Origin of the sequence: Paraburkholderia sp. J67, from assembly GCF_905220265.1 — a bacterium.
Taxonomy (GTDB): Bacteria; Pseudomonadota; Gammaproteobacteria; order Burkholderiales; family Burkholderiaceae; genus Paraburkholderia.
Map to the genome: position 1 here is coordinate 245,265 of NZ_CAJMZK010000006.1, position 14,280 is coordinate 259,544.

At 64.3% G+C, this 14,280-nt stretch carries 13 protein-coding genes and 1 pseudogene; 6 read left to right on the forward strand and 8 right to left on the reverse strand.

Annotated features, from left to right (window positions below):
- The first annotated feature begins 1 nt into the window (after position 1).
- A complete protein-coding gene (locus U5782_RS14500) occupies positions 2 to 439 on the forward strand; it encodes a response regulator (protein ID WP_322044518.1) in 438 nt (145 codons plus the stop codon).
- Between the two features lie 21 nt (positions 440 to 460).
- On the opposite strand, the gene U5782_RS14505 is transcribed toward U5782_RS14500, so the two are convergent.
- From U5782_RS14505 to U5782_RS14520, 4 genes are all read right to left on the reverse strand, one after another.
- Positions 461 to 841 carry a nucleotide pyrophosphohydrolase gene (locus U5782_RS14505; protein WP_322044519.1) on the reverse strand — a complete coding sequence of 127 codons (381 nt, stop codon included), beginning with the start codon at positions 839 to 841 and terminating at the stop codon, positions 461 to 463.
- 63 nt (positions 842 to 904) lie between these two features.
- Positions 905 to 2,563, reverse strand: a complete 1,659-nt coding sequence (locus U5782_RS14510) for a sensor histidine kinase (RefSeq protein WP_322044520.1) — start codon at positions 2,561 to 2,563, stop codon at positions 905 to 907.
- 23 nt (positions 2,564 to 2,586) lie between these two features.
- Positions 2,587 to 3,252, reverse strand: coding sequence for a biliverdin-producing heme oxygenase (locus U5782_RS14515; protein ID WP_322044521.1), 666 nt, complete (start codon positions 3,250 to 3,252; stop codon positions 2,587 to 2,589).
- A gap of 288 nt (positions 3,253 to 3,540) precedes the next feature.
- Positions 3,541 to 5,403 (reverse strand): diguanylate cyclase domain-containing protein, encoded by a 1,863-nt coding sequence (locus U5782_RS14520; protein ID WP_322044522.1) that lies wholly within the window; start codon positions 5,401 to 5,403, stop codon positions 3,541 to 3,543.
- 432 nt (positions 5,404 to 5,835) lie between these two features.
- On the opposite strand from U5782_RS14520, the gene U5782_RS14525 reads away from it, so the two are divergent.
- The 4 genes from U5782_RS14525 to U5782_RS14540 all read left to right on the forward strand — a co-directional run bounded on the left by U5782_RS14525 (position 5,836) and on the right by U5782_RS14540 (position 8,580).
- Positions 5,836 to 6,039 (forward strand): hypothetical protein, encoded by a 204-nt coding sequence (locus U5782_RS14525; RefSeq protein WP_322044523.1) that lies wholly within the window; start codon positions 5,836 to 5,838, stop codon positions 6,037 to 6,039.
- A gap of 44 nt (positions 6,040 to 6,083) precedes the next feature.
- Entirely contained in the window at positions 6,084 to 6,953 is an 870-nt protein-coding gene (gene motA / locus U5782_RS14530) for a flagellar motor stator protein MotA (RefSeq protein ID WP_322044524.1), read from the forward strand.
- A gap of 28 nt (positions 6,954 to 6,981) precedes the next feature.
- Complete coding sequence (motB, locus tag U5782_RS14535; protein ID WP_322044525.1) at positions 6,982 to 7,938, forward strand: flagellar motor protein MotB; 957 nt, start codon at positions 6,982 to 6,984, stop codon at positions 7,936 to 7,938.
- 165 nt (positions 7,939 to 8,103) lie between these two features.
- Positions 8,104 to 8,580: a PRC-barrel domain-containing protein gene (locus tag U5782_RS14540; RefSeq protein WP_322044526.1), complete on the forward strand. Its 477-nt coding sequence runs from the start codon at positions 8,104 to 8,106 to the stop codon at positions 8,578 to 8,580.
- A gap of 121 nt (positions 8,581 to 8,701) precedes the next feature.
- Here U5782_RS14540 and U5782_RS14545 read toward each other — a convergent pair whose 3' ends face one another.
- Together U5782_RS14545 and U5782_RS14550 are read right to left on the reverse strand one after the other, a co-directional pair.
- Positions 8,702 to 9,799 carry an aromatic ring-hydroxylating dioxygenase subunit alpha gene (locus U5782_RS14545; RefSeq protein WP_322044527.1) on the reverse strand — a complete coding sequence of 366 codons (1,098 nt, stop codon included), beginning with the start codon at positions 9,797 to 9,799 and terminating at the stop codon, positions 8,702 to 8,704.
- Positions 9,800 to 10,867: 1,068 nt separating this feature from the next.
- Positions 10,868 to 12,178 carry a dicarboxylate/amino acid:cation symporter gene (locus U5782_RS14550; RefSeq protein ID WP_322044528.1) on the reverse strand — a complete coding sequence of 437 codons (1,311 nt, stop codon included), beginning with the start codon at positions 12,176 to 12,178 and terminating at the stop codon, positions 10,868 to 10,870.
- Positions 12,179 to 12,363: 185 nt separating this feature from the next.
- Here U5782_RS14550 and U5782_RS14555 point away from each other — a divergent pair.
- Positions 12,364 to 12,543: pseudogene (locus tag U5782_RS14555) on the forward strand (IS5/IS1182 family transposase); the annotation flags it as partial.
- A gap of 324 nt (positions 12,544 to 12,867) precedes the next feature.
- Here U5782_RS14555 and U5782_RS14560 read toward each other — a convergent pair.
- Both U5782_RS14560 and U5782_RS14565 read right to left on the reverse strand, forming a co-directional pair.
- The gene (locus tag U5782_RS14560; RefSeq protein WP_322044529.1) at positions 12,868 to 13,038 is read right to left on the reverse strand and encodes a hypothetical protein; all 171 of its coding nucleotides are present in this window, start codon (positions 13,036 to 13,038) and stop codon (positions 12,868 to 12,870) included.
- A 115-nt stretch (positions 13,039 to 13,153) separates the two neighbouring features.
- The gene (locus tag U5782_RS14565; protein ID WP_322044530.1) at positions 13,154 to 14,056 is read right to left on the reverse strand and encodes a LysR family transcriptional regulator; all 903 of its coding nucleotides are present in this window, start codon (positions 14,054 to 14,056) and stop codon (positions 13,154 to 13,156) included.
- Between the last annotated feature and the right edge of the window lie 224 nt (positions 14,057 to 14,280).

The following is a 14,280-nucleotide window of genomic DNA, read 5'->3' on the forward strand; positions in this document are numbered from 1 at the left end:
CGTGCTGAGACCCATCCTGCTGGTGGAAGACAATCCCAACGATATCGAGCTGACCTTGATCGCGCTCGAAAAAGCCCGGCTCGCGAATCCGGTGGTCGCGCTGCGCGATGGTGCGGAAGCGCTCGACTATCTGCGTCGCGAAGGCCAGTGGGCCGATCGCGCGGACGAAAACCCCGCCGTGATCCTGCTCGACAAGAAGCTGCCCAAACTCGACGGCCATGAGGTGCTCAAGCTCGTGCGCGAGGACGACCGGCTCAGGCGCGTGCCCATCGTCATGCTCACGTCGTCACGCGAAGAGAAGGACCTGCTGCGCAGCTACGATCTGGGCGTGAATGCCTATGTCGTCAAGCCCGTAGAGTTCGACGATTTCATGGACGCAATCAACGATCTCGGCGTGTTCTGGGCCGTGCTCAACGAGCCGCCGCCTTATAGCCGTTAACTGCGCGTCGCTGACCGCGCATCAAAGCTCGCTATGCTTTTTTGCGTTGCCCTTCGCCTTGTCGACCGGATAGCGCGTCTCGTTCACGCGCACCTTGTCGGCCGCCGCCTTTACGAGATCGAAGCCTGCCGTATGCGCCACCAGCAGCAGGTAGATGAAGACATCGGCGCATTCCTGTTCGAGGTGCGCGCGGCCCTGCGGATCGGCAAGCAGGGCGGCGATCTGCGCATCGTCCTTCCACTGGATCGTTTCGAGCAATTCGCCCGCCTCGATGCTGGTCGAGACGATCAGATTGCGCAGCGTATGAAATTGCTGCCAGTCGCGCGCTTCGCGAAACGCGAGCACCTGCTGCATGAGGCGCTCTAGCGGCGTGGCGGGTGTAGAGGGCGTGGAGTCGGTCATGATGAAAACGCGCGCGACGCAAAGCCCGGATTGTACCGCTCGCGCCGTGCAGGCAGTCCGGCGCTAACGATAACGCGGCAGGCTCACGCGGAACGTCGCGCCCTGGCCTTCGCCCTGGCTCTCGGCCCAGATGGTGCCGCCGTGCAGGCGCACAATGCTGCGCGCGAGCCACAGCCCCAGGCCGAGACCCGAAGCGCGCCCACTGCCGCTCGCCTGATAAAAGCGCTCGAAGATGCGTTCCAGCACCTCGGGCGCGATGCCGCGCCCCGCATCGCGCACGCTCAACTCCGCCGTGCCGCCGTGCGTGAGCGGCGACGCAACGGCACGCACGCTCACGACGATCTCGCCCGTCTCGCAGAATTTGAGCGCGTTGGTCATGAGATTCCAGATCACCTGGCGCAAGCGTTTTTCGTCGGCCATCACGAAGCAGGAATCGAGATCGTCGGCCACGAGACGCACGCCTTTTTCCTCGATGCGCATGCGCATGTCTTCGGCGATATTGCCCGCCAGCGCACCCAGGTCCACGGGCGCCAGTTCGATCGAGAGCTTGCCGGTGGCGATCGCACCGCTGTCGAGCAGATCGTCGACCATCAGCGCGAGCTGGCGCGCGTTGCGCTCGATCACGGTGCCCGCGCGGGCCATATGCGCGAGGTCGCCCGAGCGTTGCAGGAGCGTGGCCCACGACTGGATCGCGCCCAGCGGCGAGCGCAATTCGTGGCTCACCGCCGCGACGAAGTGATCCATCGCGCGTGTGGCCTCTTCGCTGCGCTCGCGCGCGGCGCGCTCGCTCTCGGCCGCCGCCTGATGCTCCAGTTCCGACTCCTTGCGCATGGAGATATCGAGCGCCAGCCCGACGATCGACGCCACGCCGCCCAGCGCATCGCGGCCGCGCGGACGCGCCGCGCGCAACAGGATCCAGCGCCGTTCGCGGTTGGGCCAGGTCACGCGGAAGTCGACTTCGACCGGGGCGTCGGCAAAACGCGCGGCATCGAACGCGGTTCGCACGCGTTCGCGATACTCCTGATCGATCAGCTCACCGAACAATCTCGACTCGGTGACCGTCGCGGCAACGGGCAGACCCAGCAGTGTCTTGAACTGGTCGTTGCAGGTGAACACGCCGGTTTGCTTCTGGAGTTCCCACGCGCCCACGCTCGCGAACGCCAGCGCATGCTGCAACTGTTCCTGTTGCAGGCGCAACTGTTCGTTGGCCTCTTCCATCAGCACCTGGCGCAGGCGCGCCTGTGAACGCAGCTTGGCGCGCTCGCGCTGCCCGCGCGCCTCGTCCTCCATGCGCTCGGTGATGTCGTGCACGCACAGCCCGTAGAGCCCCTCGCCGCGCGCCGTGCTCATCAACGTGACGCGCACCTGCCAGTAGCGCGGCACGAGCGGGCCGTCGTCGACGCAGGCCAGGTCGTAGCGGATCGGCGGCCCAAGGCGGCTCTCGCCGGGCACGCCCTCGCCCAGCATCGAATCGAGCCAGCGACGACGCGACTCGCGCTGCGCCGCCGACCCCGCCTGATTGATCTCGTAGACCGAGCGCCCCAGCACCGCCGAGCGCTCGGTCGCCACCAGCGCGAGATAGGCGCGATTGGCGGCCACCACGGTCATCGCGGCGTCGAGCACGAGCCAGGCGTCGGGCAGCGACTCGAAGATCTCACCGACGTCGGTCGCGGCCGACGGATCGGAACGGGAGGCCGGGGTGGCGGACAGAGGCTCGGACATGATGAGGCGGTAAAGCTGAACGCTCAGGCCGTCACGGCGCGCGCGGCGTTGGGCAAGGCAGCCGGCGCGAAGTCGGGCAGCAGCGCAATCAGGCGATCGAACGCGGCGCGCGCGCCCGCGCAGGCCTGATCGACCTCGCGCGGCGTGTGCACGGCGTGCCGCATGGCGGCCACGAAGGCGTGCCAGCGCGGACCGGGCGCGTTGCCATCGCCGCTGAGATAGTCGAGCGGATGCGGTGCGAAAGCGCCCGCGTAGCGGCGCAGCAGCACCGCGCCGCCCAGTTGCGAGCCTTCGATCACGTAGCAGGCGCCCCAGCGCCACGCGGCGGCGGCTTCGAGCGGTGCGAGCGCGTGGGCGGCGGTGGTCGGGGCGCTGTGCGGCTGCGCTTGAGCCTGTGCGCCATGCAAGGCCGGATGCGCGAGATCGCGCTCGATCAGCGCGAGACGCGCGAGCGGCGGCAGCAAGGCGGGGTCTTGCGGGCCGTCCTCGAAGCGCTGCATCCAGGCTTCGAGCGGCGCGAGCCACGCGTGTAAAACCAGCAGATGCTGCCGGTAATCGGTCAGCGTGGGCACGGGGACGGCGAGCGGCATGGCGCGCTCGGCGCTTTCGTGGCGGGACGCGGTCGCGAGGCGCAAGGCGCCGAGGACGTCGACGAACGAGGATTCGGCTGCGGATCGAAATGCGGTCACGGGTCGGGTCCGGGTAGGCAAACGTAGAAACTTGACGAATGGGCAGCGAGCGAGCCTGTTCGGCACGCACCGCTTCTTTCTCTGGCTTTGGACGCGAGCACGAGGTCGCGGCGCTCAGCGACGGCCCGAGGAATCAGGGCATTATCGCGTCGCGGCCGCTATTGCGCACGGCAATGCGCAATTCAGGCTCCAAAGTGCCGGAGCAAAGCCACTGCGGGGGAGTTGAGCAGTTTTTGTGCCCAAGGCGTGGCGCCTGGGCATTGTGAGCGTTGCGCCTTTGTGCGTGACTTACTGCACCAACGACACCGCGCGCGCCGCTTGCCGGGCCAACCGCCACGTATTGCGCCCTGCGCGCTTGGCCTCGTACATCGCGGCATCGGCGAGACAAAGCGGCTCGTCGGGCCGCCCGCCGCCTTCGTCCGCGCTGTGCAGCGCCACGCCCACGCTCGCGCTGGTCTCGACAATCTGGCCGCCTGCCACGAAGGGCCGGGCAAGCGCGTGGCAGGCCGCCTGGGCAATGCGCTCCGCGCTCATCGATTCGGTCACGCCGCGGCTGAGCATCACAAACTCGTCGCCGCCCAGACGGCTCACGAAATCGCCCGCGCGCACCGTCGACTTGAGACGGTTCGCGACCTCGCGCAGCAGCGCGTCGCCGGTGTCGTGACCGTATCGATCGTTGATGCTCTTGAAGCCGTCCAGGTCGATGAAGAACAGCGCGAAAGGGCTCCCGTCAGCGAGCGTCGCGCCCAGTTCCTCTTCGAGCGCGCGCCGGTTCGCCAGCCCCGTGAGCGGGTCAATCAACGCGTTTTCGCGCAGGCGCTGCTCGGTGTGGCGCTGTTCGGTGACGTCGTGCGACATCACATAAAACCCCGTGACCTTGCCCTCGCGCTCGGCGGGAATATAGGTCGTGCACCAGATGCGCTCTTCGTCCGCGCGATAACGCACCTCGTTGCAGGTCACGCGCTCACCCGCCAGTGCGCGCGCGAAATACGGCTGCAATTGCTCGAACACTTCGGGCCGCAGCGTATCGCGCACGCTCGCACCGCGCAGCATCGCCGACGGCGTCGCCAGCACGCGCCTGAAGGTCTCGTTGTTGAACTGATAGCGCAGGTCGCGATCCACCACGGCGATCAGCACAGGCAGGTTGTCGGTGATGGTCTGCAAGGCGTCGCGGCTGCGGCGCAACTCCGTGGTGCGTTCGCGCACGCGCTCTTCCAGTTCCGCGTGGTAATTGCCCAGCGCCTCTTCGCTGCGCTTGCGGCTGTCGATATCCTGGACGGCGGCGATGAAGTGCAGCGGCACCCCCGTGGCGTCGCGCAGCAGGGTCACCGCGAGATTCACCCAGATCGCCGTGCCATCCGGGCGCACGTAGCGCTTTTCGGTTGCGTACGTCGTCTGCTTGCCCGCCACCAGCTCCGCCGCCAGCGCCACATCCGAGGCGACATCGGCGGGGTGCGTGACTTCGGCGAAGGTCAGCTTGCGCAGCGTCGCCTCGTCGTAGCCGGTGATTTCGGAGAACATCGGGTTGACTTCGAGGAAGTGCCCGTCGAGCGCCACCAGCGCGTTGCCGATGGGCGTTTCCTTGAACACGGTCGTGAAGCGCGCCTCGCTGATCGCGAGCGAGCGGCGGTCGCGTTCGTGCGCCGTGCGCGAGTGGATCAACTGACGGCGCACTTCGAGTTCGCGCTCGACCAGTTGCGCGTAGTCGGCGAGAGCTTGCGCGTCGTCTGCCCCGAGGCTGCGCGGTTGCGTGTCGATCAGGCAGAGCGTGCCGATCACCTGGCCATCGGCCAGACGCAGCGGCGCGCCCGCATAGAAGCGGATGTAGGGCGCGCCCAGCACCAGCGGGTTGTCGAGAAAGCGCTCGTCGTCTAGCGCGTCGTCCACCACGAGCATGCGCTTGCTGAGCACCGCGTGCGCACAGAACGACATGCTGCGCGGCGTTTCACAGGCCGCGAGACCGTGATGCGACTTGAACCACTGGCGATCTTCGTCGACCAGCGACACCAGTACGATGGGCACGCCGAACGCGCGTGCGGCGAGGCGCGCGACGCGGTCGAACGCTTCTTCCGGCTCGGAATCGAGAATCTCCAGGCGTTTGAGCGCCTGGAGGCGAAGGTCTTCGTCGAGCGGAAGCGGTGCGGTAATCATGGTCGGGTCTCGCCTCGGCGGAATCGGCGCGCGATGGCGCGCGGCGGGTTGGGACGTGAGGCGGCGTCCGCCCTGCCCTTGTTTACGGCAGCAATCCGGTAATTTTGACCCCAGGCGTCACACCAAACGGAAAATTCGAAGCGCAGGCGCAAAAGTTTGAATAAGTGCACGATCGTGCGTCAGGTTTCTCGGGCTTGCCATCGCAGTGCGATCATCGTGCATGCTTGAACTGGGTCCAAACCGCGTCGACACTGCGTTTGAACCCGTCGAGCAGGCGCTTTTCTCTTACCGGCAATATTCGTCAATTGATTCGGATGCCGAATCAACATGCAAAATTTCCCTGTTCGAACCCTGCAAAAAAAGACTGACAAATGACTTCAGCAACGTGTCGAGCCGCCGTAAAGCAGGCCACGGTTCTTGAAGAAAAACGTCATGAAATCACCCGAACAGGCAGCAAAAATTACCTTGCGCGACCCTTTTGCCTGCGCCGCGCGCCTCGCGGCCAGCCACCAGGCCGCCACGAGTGCCGCGCCCCGCGCCCGCCGCGCCAGCGCCCTCAGCGCGCGTCATACCGGCGCGGCCACCAACTTTGCGACGCGCCGCCTGCTCGCGCGTCACCGCACGCGACGGGCTTGATGCGCGGCGTCTGCGTCTGATTGACAGAGAGAAAAGGAAACAACATGTTCGTCGCAATCGGCTGGATCGTGGTCCTCGGCTCGGTAATCGGCAGTTTCGTTGGGGTGGGCGGCCATCTGCCGGCACTCGTGCAACCGTTCGAACTGCTATGTATTTTTGGCGCGGCGCTGGGCGCGTTCGTGGTCAGCAATCCACGCGCGACGCTCGGCAAGACGCTCAAGGCGCTGCCGTCGTGCTTCAAGGGCGGCGGCTACACGAAGGCGCAGTACCTGGAGCTGATTGCGCTGCTTTACGAGTTGCTTCAGAAGGCGCGCAAGGAAGGCATGATGGCGCTCGAAGCCGATATCGAAGCGCCGGAGAACAGCCCGATCTTCCAGAAGTACGCACGCGTGCTCGCCGACCATCATCTGCGCGACTTCATCGTCGACTATCTGCGCATGATGACGGGCGGCAACGTGAACGCCATTGAGATTCAGGACCTCATGGACGAAGAGCTCGACACGCATCACGCCGAGGTCTCGGTCGCGCCCAACGCGATCCAGAAAATGGCCGACGGTCTGCCCGCCTTTGGCATCGTGGCCGCGGTGATGGGCGTCGTGCACACGATGGGCTCGGTTGGCCAACCTCCCGCCGTGCTCGGCGAAATGATCGCGGGCGCGCTGGTGGGCACGTTCCTCGGCATTCTGCTGGCCTATGGTTTCGTCGGCCCGCTCGCTGATCTGCTGAACGCCAAGGGCCGCGTCGCCGCCAAGCCCTATCAGTGCGTGAAGGCCGTGCTGCTTGCGTCGCTGGCGGGCTACGCGCCGGCCGTGGCGGTGGAGTTCGGCCGCAAGGTGCTCTTCACCGCGGATCGCCCGAGCTTCCAGGAGCTCGATGAAACGGTGCGCGCGACCAAGACCCCGAAGGCCGCTTAAGCGCGCCGCAAACGCCAGGGAGAACGACATGGCAGAACGACCGCGCGACGCGCAGGGCAGCCAGAGCAGCACGGCACCGATCATCGTGCGCCGGGTAAAAAAGGCCGGCCATGATGGCCACCACGGCGGCGCGTGGAAGATCGCGTATGCGGACTTCGTCACCGCGATGATGGCGTTCTTCCTGCTCATGTGGCTGCTGGGCTCGACATCGCAGTACGATCGCGACGGCATCGAGAAGTACTTCAATACGCCGCTTTCCAGCATGCTGGGCGGCAAGCCCAACTCGGCGAATCCGAGTCCGAGTCTCATCAACGGCGGCGGTCACGATCTGTCGAACAAACTGGCCGCCGTGGGCGGCGCGAACGCGCAGCCTTCGGCCACGCGCGCGGTGCCGGTCTCCGTCGCACCGAACGAGAGCGCCGACAAGGCCCGTCTCGCCCAGCTAAAAGCGCGGCTTTCCGCGTTGATCGAGCAGAAGCCCGCGCTGAGCGCCTTCAAGGACCAGATCCGCGTGACCATTACCGACGAGGGCCTGCGCATCGAACTCGTCGATTCGCTCAAGCGCCCCATGTTCGCAACCGGCAGCGCGAAACTCGAAGACTACGCCTGGGCGATTCTCGTGGAAATCGGCAGCGCGTTGAACGACGTGGACAGCGGCATCTCCATCGCGGGCCATACCGATTCCGTCCCGTATTCGGGCGGCGTCGCGGGCTACTCGAACTGGGAGCTGTCGAGCGAGCGCGCCAACGCCGCGCGGCGCGCGCTGGTGGCGGGCCATCTGCGCGAGGACCGCTTGTTACAGGTGCGCGGGCTCGCCGACGTCCTGCCGCTCGATCAGGGCGAAGCCGACAACCCGCAGAACCGTCGCATCAGCATCCTCGTGATGAACACGGCCGCCGAGCGCGCGTTCTTCCAGAGCGCCGGTCGTCTGGCGGGCGTGGGGGCAACCTCCGGGATTACCTTGCGGCCGGGCACGGCGTCTTAAGATCAAGTGCGGAAGACGAAAGCGGGCACGGCACGCGCATTGCGCTAGAGAAGGCACGACGTCCGGGCCACGGCATCCATCGCATTCACGGCTGATTTCGTGGCTGATTTCGTGGCTAGTGCAGTGGTCCGGACGAACTCAACGGAGTGCCTCAAGGAGACGGACATGCCTACCTTCACCCCCAACCCCATGCCCACGGGCAATGGCGCACGCATCGTCGGCAAGGGCTCATCCACGGCGGCCGGTCCCGGCCCCGATGTGATGGCCGCCAGCACGCTCGATGGCGATCACATCCTTAGTTCGGATGGCGAAGAAATCGGCAAGGTCAAGGACATCATGCTCGACGTGCAAAGCGGCCGGATTGCCTATGTCGTGATGTCGAGCGGCGGCTTTCTCGGTATCGGCGACAAGTTGCTGGCGATTCCGTGGAGCGCGCTGACGCTCGACACGAGCCGCAAGTGCTTCCTGCTCAACGTCTCGGCGGAACGCGTGCGCAATGCGCCGGGCTTCGACAAGGATCATTGGCCGTCGATGGCCGATGCCACGTGGGGCAGCACCGTTCACGCGTACTACGGCAGCGAACCGTACTGGGAAGGCGTCGAGCCCGTGGTGCCGCCGCGCGACGATCTCGGCCGTCACTAACCCCGAGATCCAGCGCGACTCAAGCGCAACGGTTGATTGCCTGCCCTATCGCGCCCGCGCGGCAGCTTGCGCGCGGGCGCGTTCATTGCGCTCATTGCGCTCATTGCGCTCATTGCGCGCTTCAACACGCGTCCAGCGCCCACGATGAGACTTCGCGGCGCGCCGGACATGCGATCACCTTGACCGTGCGCTGCGCCTGCGCCTGCATCTGGCCCGGCTGGTCCGCTTCGCCGAGCAGCCAGCCGCGTTCTTCCAACGCCCGCACGCGCTGCCGAAACGCAATCTGCAAGGCGTCCGATTTCACCGACACCTCGGTTTGCCAGCCCTCAGGCACACGCTCGGGGCGAATACGTTCGAGCACGGCATGATCTTCGGCGAACACGCGCAGGTTGCGCCGGCGAAAGCGCCCATCGAACATCGCCTGTTTCAGGAACGTGCGGCCCATCATCCAGTAGGTGCGCGTATGCAGTGCGTCCACGGGCACATGCGCCGAAGCGATGAAAATCCGCCAGCCGTTGCCGAGCGTGAGTTCGAGCGTCGCGCATGGGCCGCTCAGGTGAAAGCCCGTCTGGGTGACCACGTCGACGTGCTCGCCTGTGGGCGTGCGGCGTAGCAGCCCCCGGCGCACCGGCCGGCCCATCACCAGGCGCGCGTGCGCGCTCCATGCGTCGGCGGCGCTCACTTCGAAACTGTCGATCTCGGGCCGGTCAGGCGCACCGAACGACGTACCGTGCACGAAAGGCGCGTGCGCGAAATCCAGCCCGTTTTCGACGATGCGCTCCCAGTTCGCACGCCAGTCGAACGTGCCGTGCACCACGCGCACGTTCGGGTCGGCGGCCCAATCGAGCGGGGGCAGCGGCGCTCGCTCGGCCTCGGGCAGATCGCCAAGGAAGGCCCACACCCAGCCGTAACGTTCGATCACGGGATAACCGTCCACGCGCGCACGCGCCGGCACGCGCGCCTGCGGCTGCGCGGGAATCTGCGTGCAGACGCCGTCACCGCCATAGCGCCAGCCGTGATAGGGACACTGCACCTCGCCGTTCACGCGGCGACCCGCGCTGAGCGACGCGCCGCGATGCACGCAGATATCGGAAAGCAGACGCGCGTTGCCCGCCGCATCGCGAAACGCGACGAAGCGATGGCCAAGCAGCGTGACCGGCAGCAGCGCGTCGCGCAGATCGGCCGACGCGGCCACGACGTACCAGAGATTCTTGAGCATGAAGTCCGTGCGGAAAGGCTTGCAACAATGCCAAGGGGGCCGCATGCCTCTGATTGCCGCCGATTTCGATCGGCTGCAAAACCGATTGCGCCCCACAAGCTCGACGCGCCAGTCTAATACGCGCGCGCCCTGCACGACATCTTCACGGCCATACCCTGCCGATACAACACACCAGAAAAAAGCCTGCCGTCCCTCTCGGAAACGGCAGGCGAAGAGCGAGACGGCGGGGGAGGCCATCTCGGGACCACTCGCGAGCGCGCGGGCGGCGCGCATCGGCTGAATGCGGATATCGCTGCGTACCTCACGGCCGTCGCATGAAGCGATCTCACCCCGTAAAACAAGGGGTTTCAGGTGCCTGCGATACGTTTAGTACAAGCATAGCGGGTCATTTTTACCGTGTGGCGCCCCTGGCCGAAAATGCGGTGATCTTGACGGATAAGGGCACGATGGCGCGCACGATTGCGATGCCGCTCTCGCGTTTAAACGCCAATATCGGGTGCGCACGCAACGAGAAAGACGCGGAAAGGAAAAAACGTCTGCGCCGAAACGTCCGCCAGCGCACGGATCGAATATCGCGCGCGTGGAAAGATAGGGATAACTCGGGAAACGCCCGCGATCCGTCATCCCGTGAGTGCTCGAGGGGACGGAACAAGGGCGAGGACCACCCGGCGAATCAGGCACCAGAGTTGCTTTGCATCAGGGTGGAGACAAGCGGGTCAAAGCAGGTCATAAAAGCCGGGGCAGCACAACAACCGGCACGAATGCATGAACTGGGCGGTGAAGCCGCTCCTGCTCGGCGATTCGCCTCGCCAGGCGCGGCCCTAGACTGGTTCTGCATTCAAACCAATAACGGGGTTGATCATGAGCGTGACGAACTGGATTCTGGTGCTCGAATGTGCCTACATGGAATTTTCGAGCTGGCGCGGCAAGAACGTGTATCGGCGTACCGTCGCGTACGACCGCGTCGTGTGGTGCTGACCGGGCGTGTCTCCAGCACCTGAGCGGCGCGCGCCGGGTCGGGGCGACGCACGTTTGCGCACGCCCGCCCCGACGCGATCGTTCACCGATTCAAGCCAGCGCGCGTTCGCCGCTGGCCTGAGCCTCGCGCTCACGTTCGCCGATCAGCGCCGCGTATTCGTCGTCGCTCAGCACCGCGCCTGGCTGCCCTTCCCACTTCGTCACGACCGCTGCGGCCACGCTGTTGCCGAGCACGTTGGTCGCCGTGCGGCCCATGTCGAGGAAGGTGTCCACGCCCATGATGAGCAGCAGCCCGGCCTCCGGAATGTTGAACTGGCCGAGCGTCGCCGCGATCACCACGAGCGAAGCCTTCGGCACCGCCGCCATACCCTTGCTCGTGAGCATCAGGATCGCCATCATCGTCGCCTGCTGCATGAACGACAGATGGATGCCGTACGCCTGCGCGATAAACAGCGTGGCGAACGTGCAGTAGATCATCGAGCCGTCGAGATTGAACGAATAGCCGAGCGGCAACACGAAGCTCGAAATACGCCGCGGCACGCCGCTGCGCTCGAGTTGCTCCAGCAGCTTCGGATAAGCCGATTCGCTGCTCGCCGTGCTGAACGCCAGCAGCATCGGCAGGCGCACGGCGCGCACGAGACCAAACACGCGTCCACCCAGCACCAGCCCGCCCGCACCGACAATCGCGCACCACAACAACACCAGCGCGCCGATGAACACGCCCATGAAGGTGCCGTAACTGAGCAGCACGCCCAGCCCCTGAACGGCCACCACGTGCGCGAGCGCCGCGAACACGGCCACCGGCGCGAACGCCATCACGTAGCCCGTCACCTTGAACATGACCGCCGAAATCTGTTCGAGCAACACGACGATGCCTTGCGCGGGCTCGCCGATCGCGATGATGCCAAGACTGAAAAACGCTGCGAACACAACGATCTGGAGGATCTCGTTTTCGGCCATCGCCTGCACCACGCTCTTGGGCACCAGATGCGTGAGGAACTCCTTGAGCGAGATCGAACCGGCCTGAATACCGGTGGCCGCGTGCGAATCCGGCAGCGGCAAATGCAGGCCCGCGCCCGGCTGGAGCCAATTGGCGACCAGCGCGCCGAGCAGCAGCGAAACAAAGGTCGCGCCGAGGAACCACGCGAGCGTGCGCACGCCAATGCGCCCCACCGCCTTCGCGTCGCCCATCTTGCCTACGCCCACCACGAGGGTCGTGAACACCAGCGGCGCAACGATCATCTTGATGAGCCGCAGGAACAGATCGGTGACGAGGCCGAAGGCATCGGCGACAGACTTCAGCGTCTGCGCGTCGCTAATCGCGCGGTGGCACGCGTAGCCCGTCGCAATCCCCAGCACCATGCCGAAGACGATCCAGGTGGTCAGCTTCAATCGTTTCATGACGTCATTTCTCCTCGGCCAGCCGATGCGGCCCTGCATTTTTCTGGAATTTCTCTGGATTGATCAATTGTTGCGACACTGTACTTCTTCGCATCAAGTGTTGCAATCCTGCCAAAAACCCTGGGCCTAGGGGGGTGGCCCCCCCGCCGCGTGGCAAGGTGCAAGTGAATTCTCATTTGGCGTAAAAACGCTTAGCGCTGTTGTCACGTCGCTCGGTGGTCAAATGCACCACTGACCGGATGAACCGTTTCCGACGCCGGGCCAGAGACTACGAGCGGCTACCCGAAACCCTGACAGGCCTGCACTTCTTCAGATTTACCGTGCTCATGCTCGTCCACTTCGCAGCGTTCAACAAGGAGGTCTAACACGCTACTAAATGCAAGTGGCCCCCAGTAAAAACAGAGCAAAACGAAGATGGTTAAAACGCTACCAAGCGATGGAACAGACATCGGGCATGTGGAACAGGACCACGGCATACAGCGTCGCCGGCTCAAGGGACAAACCTACTACGCGTTACACGCGGTGCTGAGCGCCAAGGCGGTATAACCTGCTCCAAGCCTTGTGTGCCAATGTCGGTCTGAGGATTGGCCCCGTATTGCTTGTACTCGCGTAACTGAATGCCGGGGATATGGCAGCAAACCTTGCCCGCCTCTCCCGCAACTGCCAGAGTCGGCGAAGTACGACGCAACTCAATCGTCCGCCAGAATACGCCCGCGATGGGAATTGAATTTTTTCAGGTCCGCCGAAGCATCTGATGCTGCAGTAAGCGATCGCAGTGTGGATGCTGAAGAAACACGAATTCGCATCTTTCCGCCAGGTGCGGTTCTGCCGAGAGAGCGCATGATGAACTTGTGCTTCATCTGGCGATTCGTCGCCGCAATCGCCGTGCAACCAGTGCCCGTCGGTGCTGCGTATGACTTCCCGCTTCGCTAGTCGCAGGCTCGTCGAGCGTCGTCGTTGCGTCCAGCTTCACTTTCAGCAGAGCGTTCTTACCTTCCCGATCCCTGGGACGTCACCGATCTGCCTGGTCAGAAAATCAACCAGCAGTCGCACACGGGAAACGCCAGACCGCTCCGGTACAATCAACATACTTAGCGGTACGGGCTGCAACGAATAGTCTGGCAGGACGACTTCAAGCCGTCCCGAGGCCAGCAGATCTTCAATCAACCATTGGTGGGCGGCGCCAATACCGCGCCCTGCCAAAAAAGCTTCACGGGCGGCGAGTCCGTGATCGACCCGCAGACGTCCGCCAAGCGACACTACATGGCGCTCGCTTCCAGGTCCGACTAAGGCGAGGGTGTCGCTACCAGCGACGTTCGACATGCGGATTCCCTCGTGACCAACCAAGTCCTGTGGCACGCGCGGTGTGCCGTATGCGGCCAGATAGCCGGGGGCCGCCGCCAGCAAGCGTCGGCTTTGGCCAAGTGAGCGGTGCTTCATGGAACTGTCTCTGAGCGGGCCCAGGCGCACCGCGATATCGATTCCCTCCTGAATGAGGTTGATGCGCTCGTCGGTCAAGCTGAGATCGACCGATATGTCGTGATAGCGGTCCTGAAACGCGAAAATGAGCCGACTAAGGTGTAGGACACCGAATGCAGCCGTGCACGAGATCCGTATCGTGCCGGCCGGTGCTTCGCGCATACTGCGCACCTCCTCGCCGGCTTGATCCACCATCCGCAGGATCTGCACGCTGTTGGCGTAGTAGCGGCTACCCTCTTCGGTCAGCGTAACGCGTCGGGTGGTCCGACTGAGCAAAGGCACGCCCACCGCCTCTTCCAGTTCGTACAGATGCCGCGTAATCGTCGATTGACCGACCCCAAGATCGCGCGCTACTGCCGACAAACTGCCGCGTTCCGTCACTCTCACGAACGTGCGCATACGATCCAGCGTGACGTCTGATCTATCCATTTTTCGGCATAGTGATATCTATACTTTTGACATTGTAATGGCTTCATTGCCAATTTATTATCGTCTCCAAAGAAACTTTCATATCTTTATAAGACAGCGACGATGTTTCTTGTTTTTTTGTCTTACACCAAACTTTCTCGGCGAGCTGAAAAACGCGATCGCATTCGAATTATCGACACAGAATATTCCTCGCA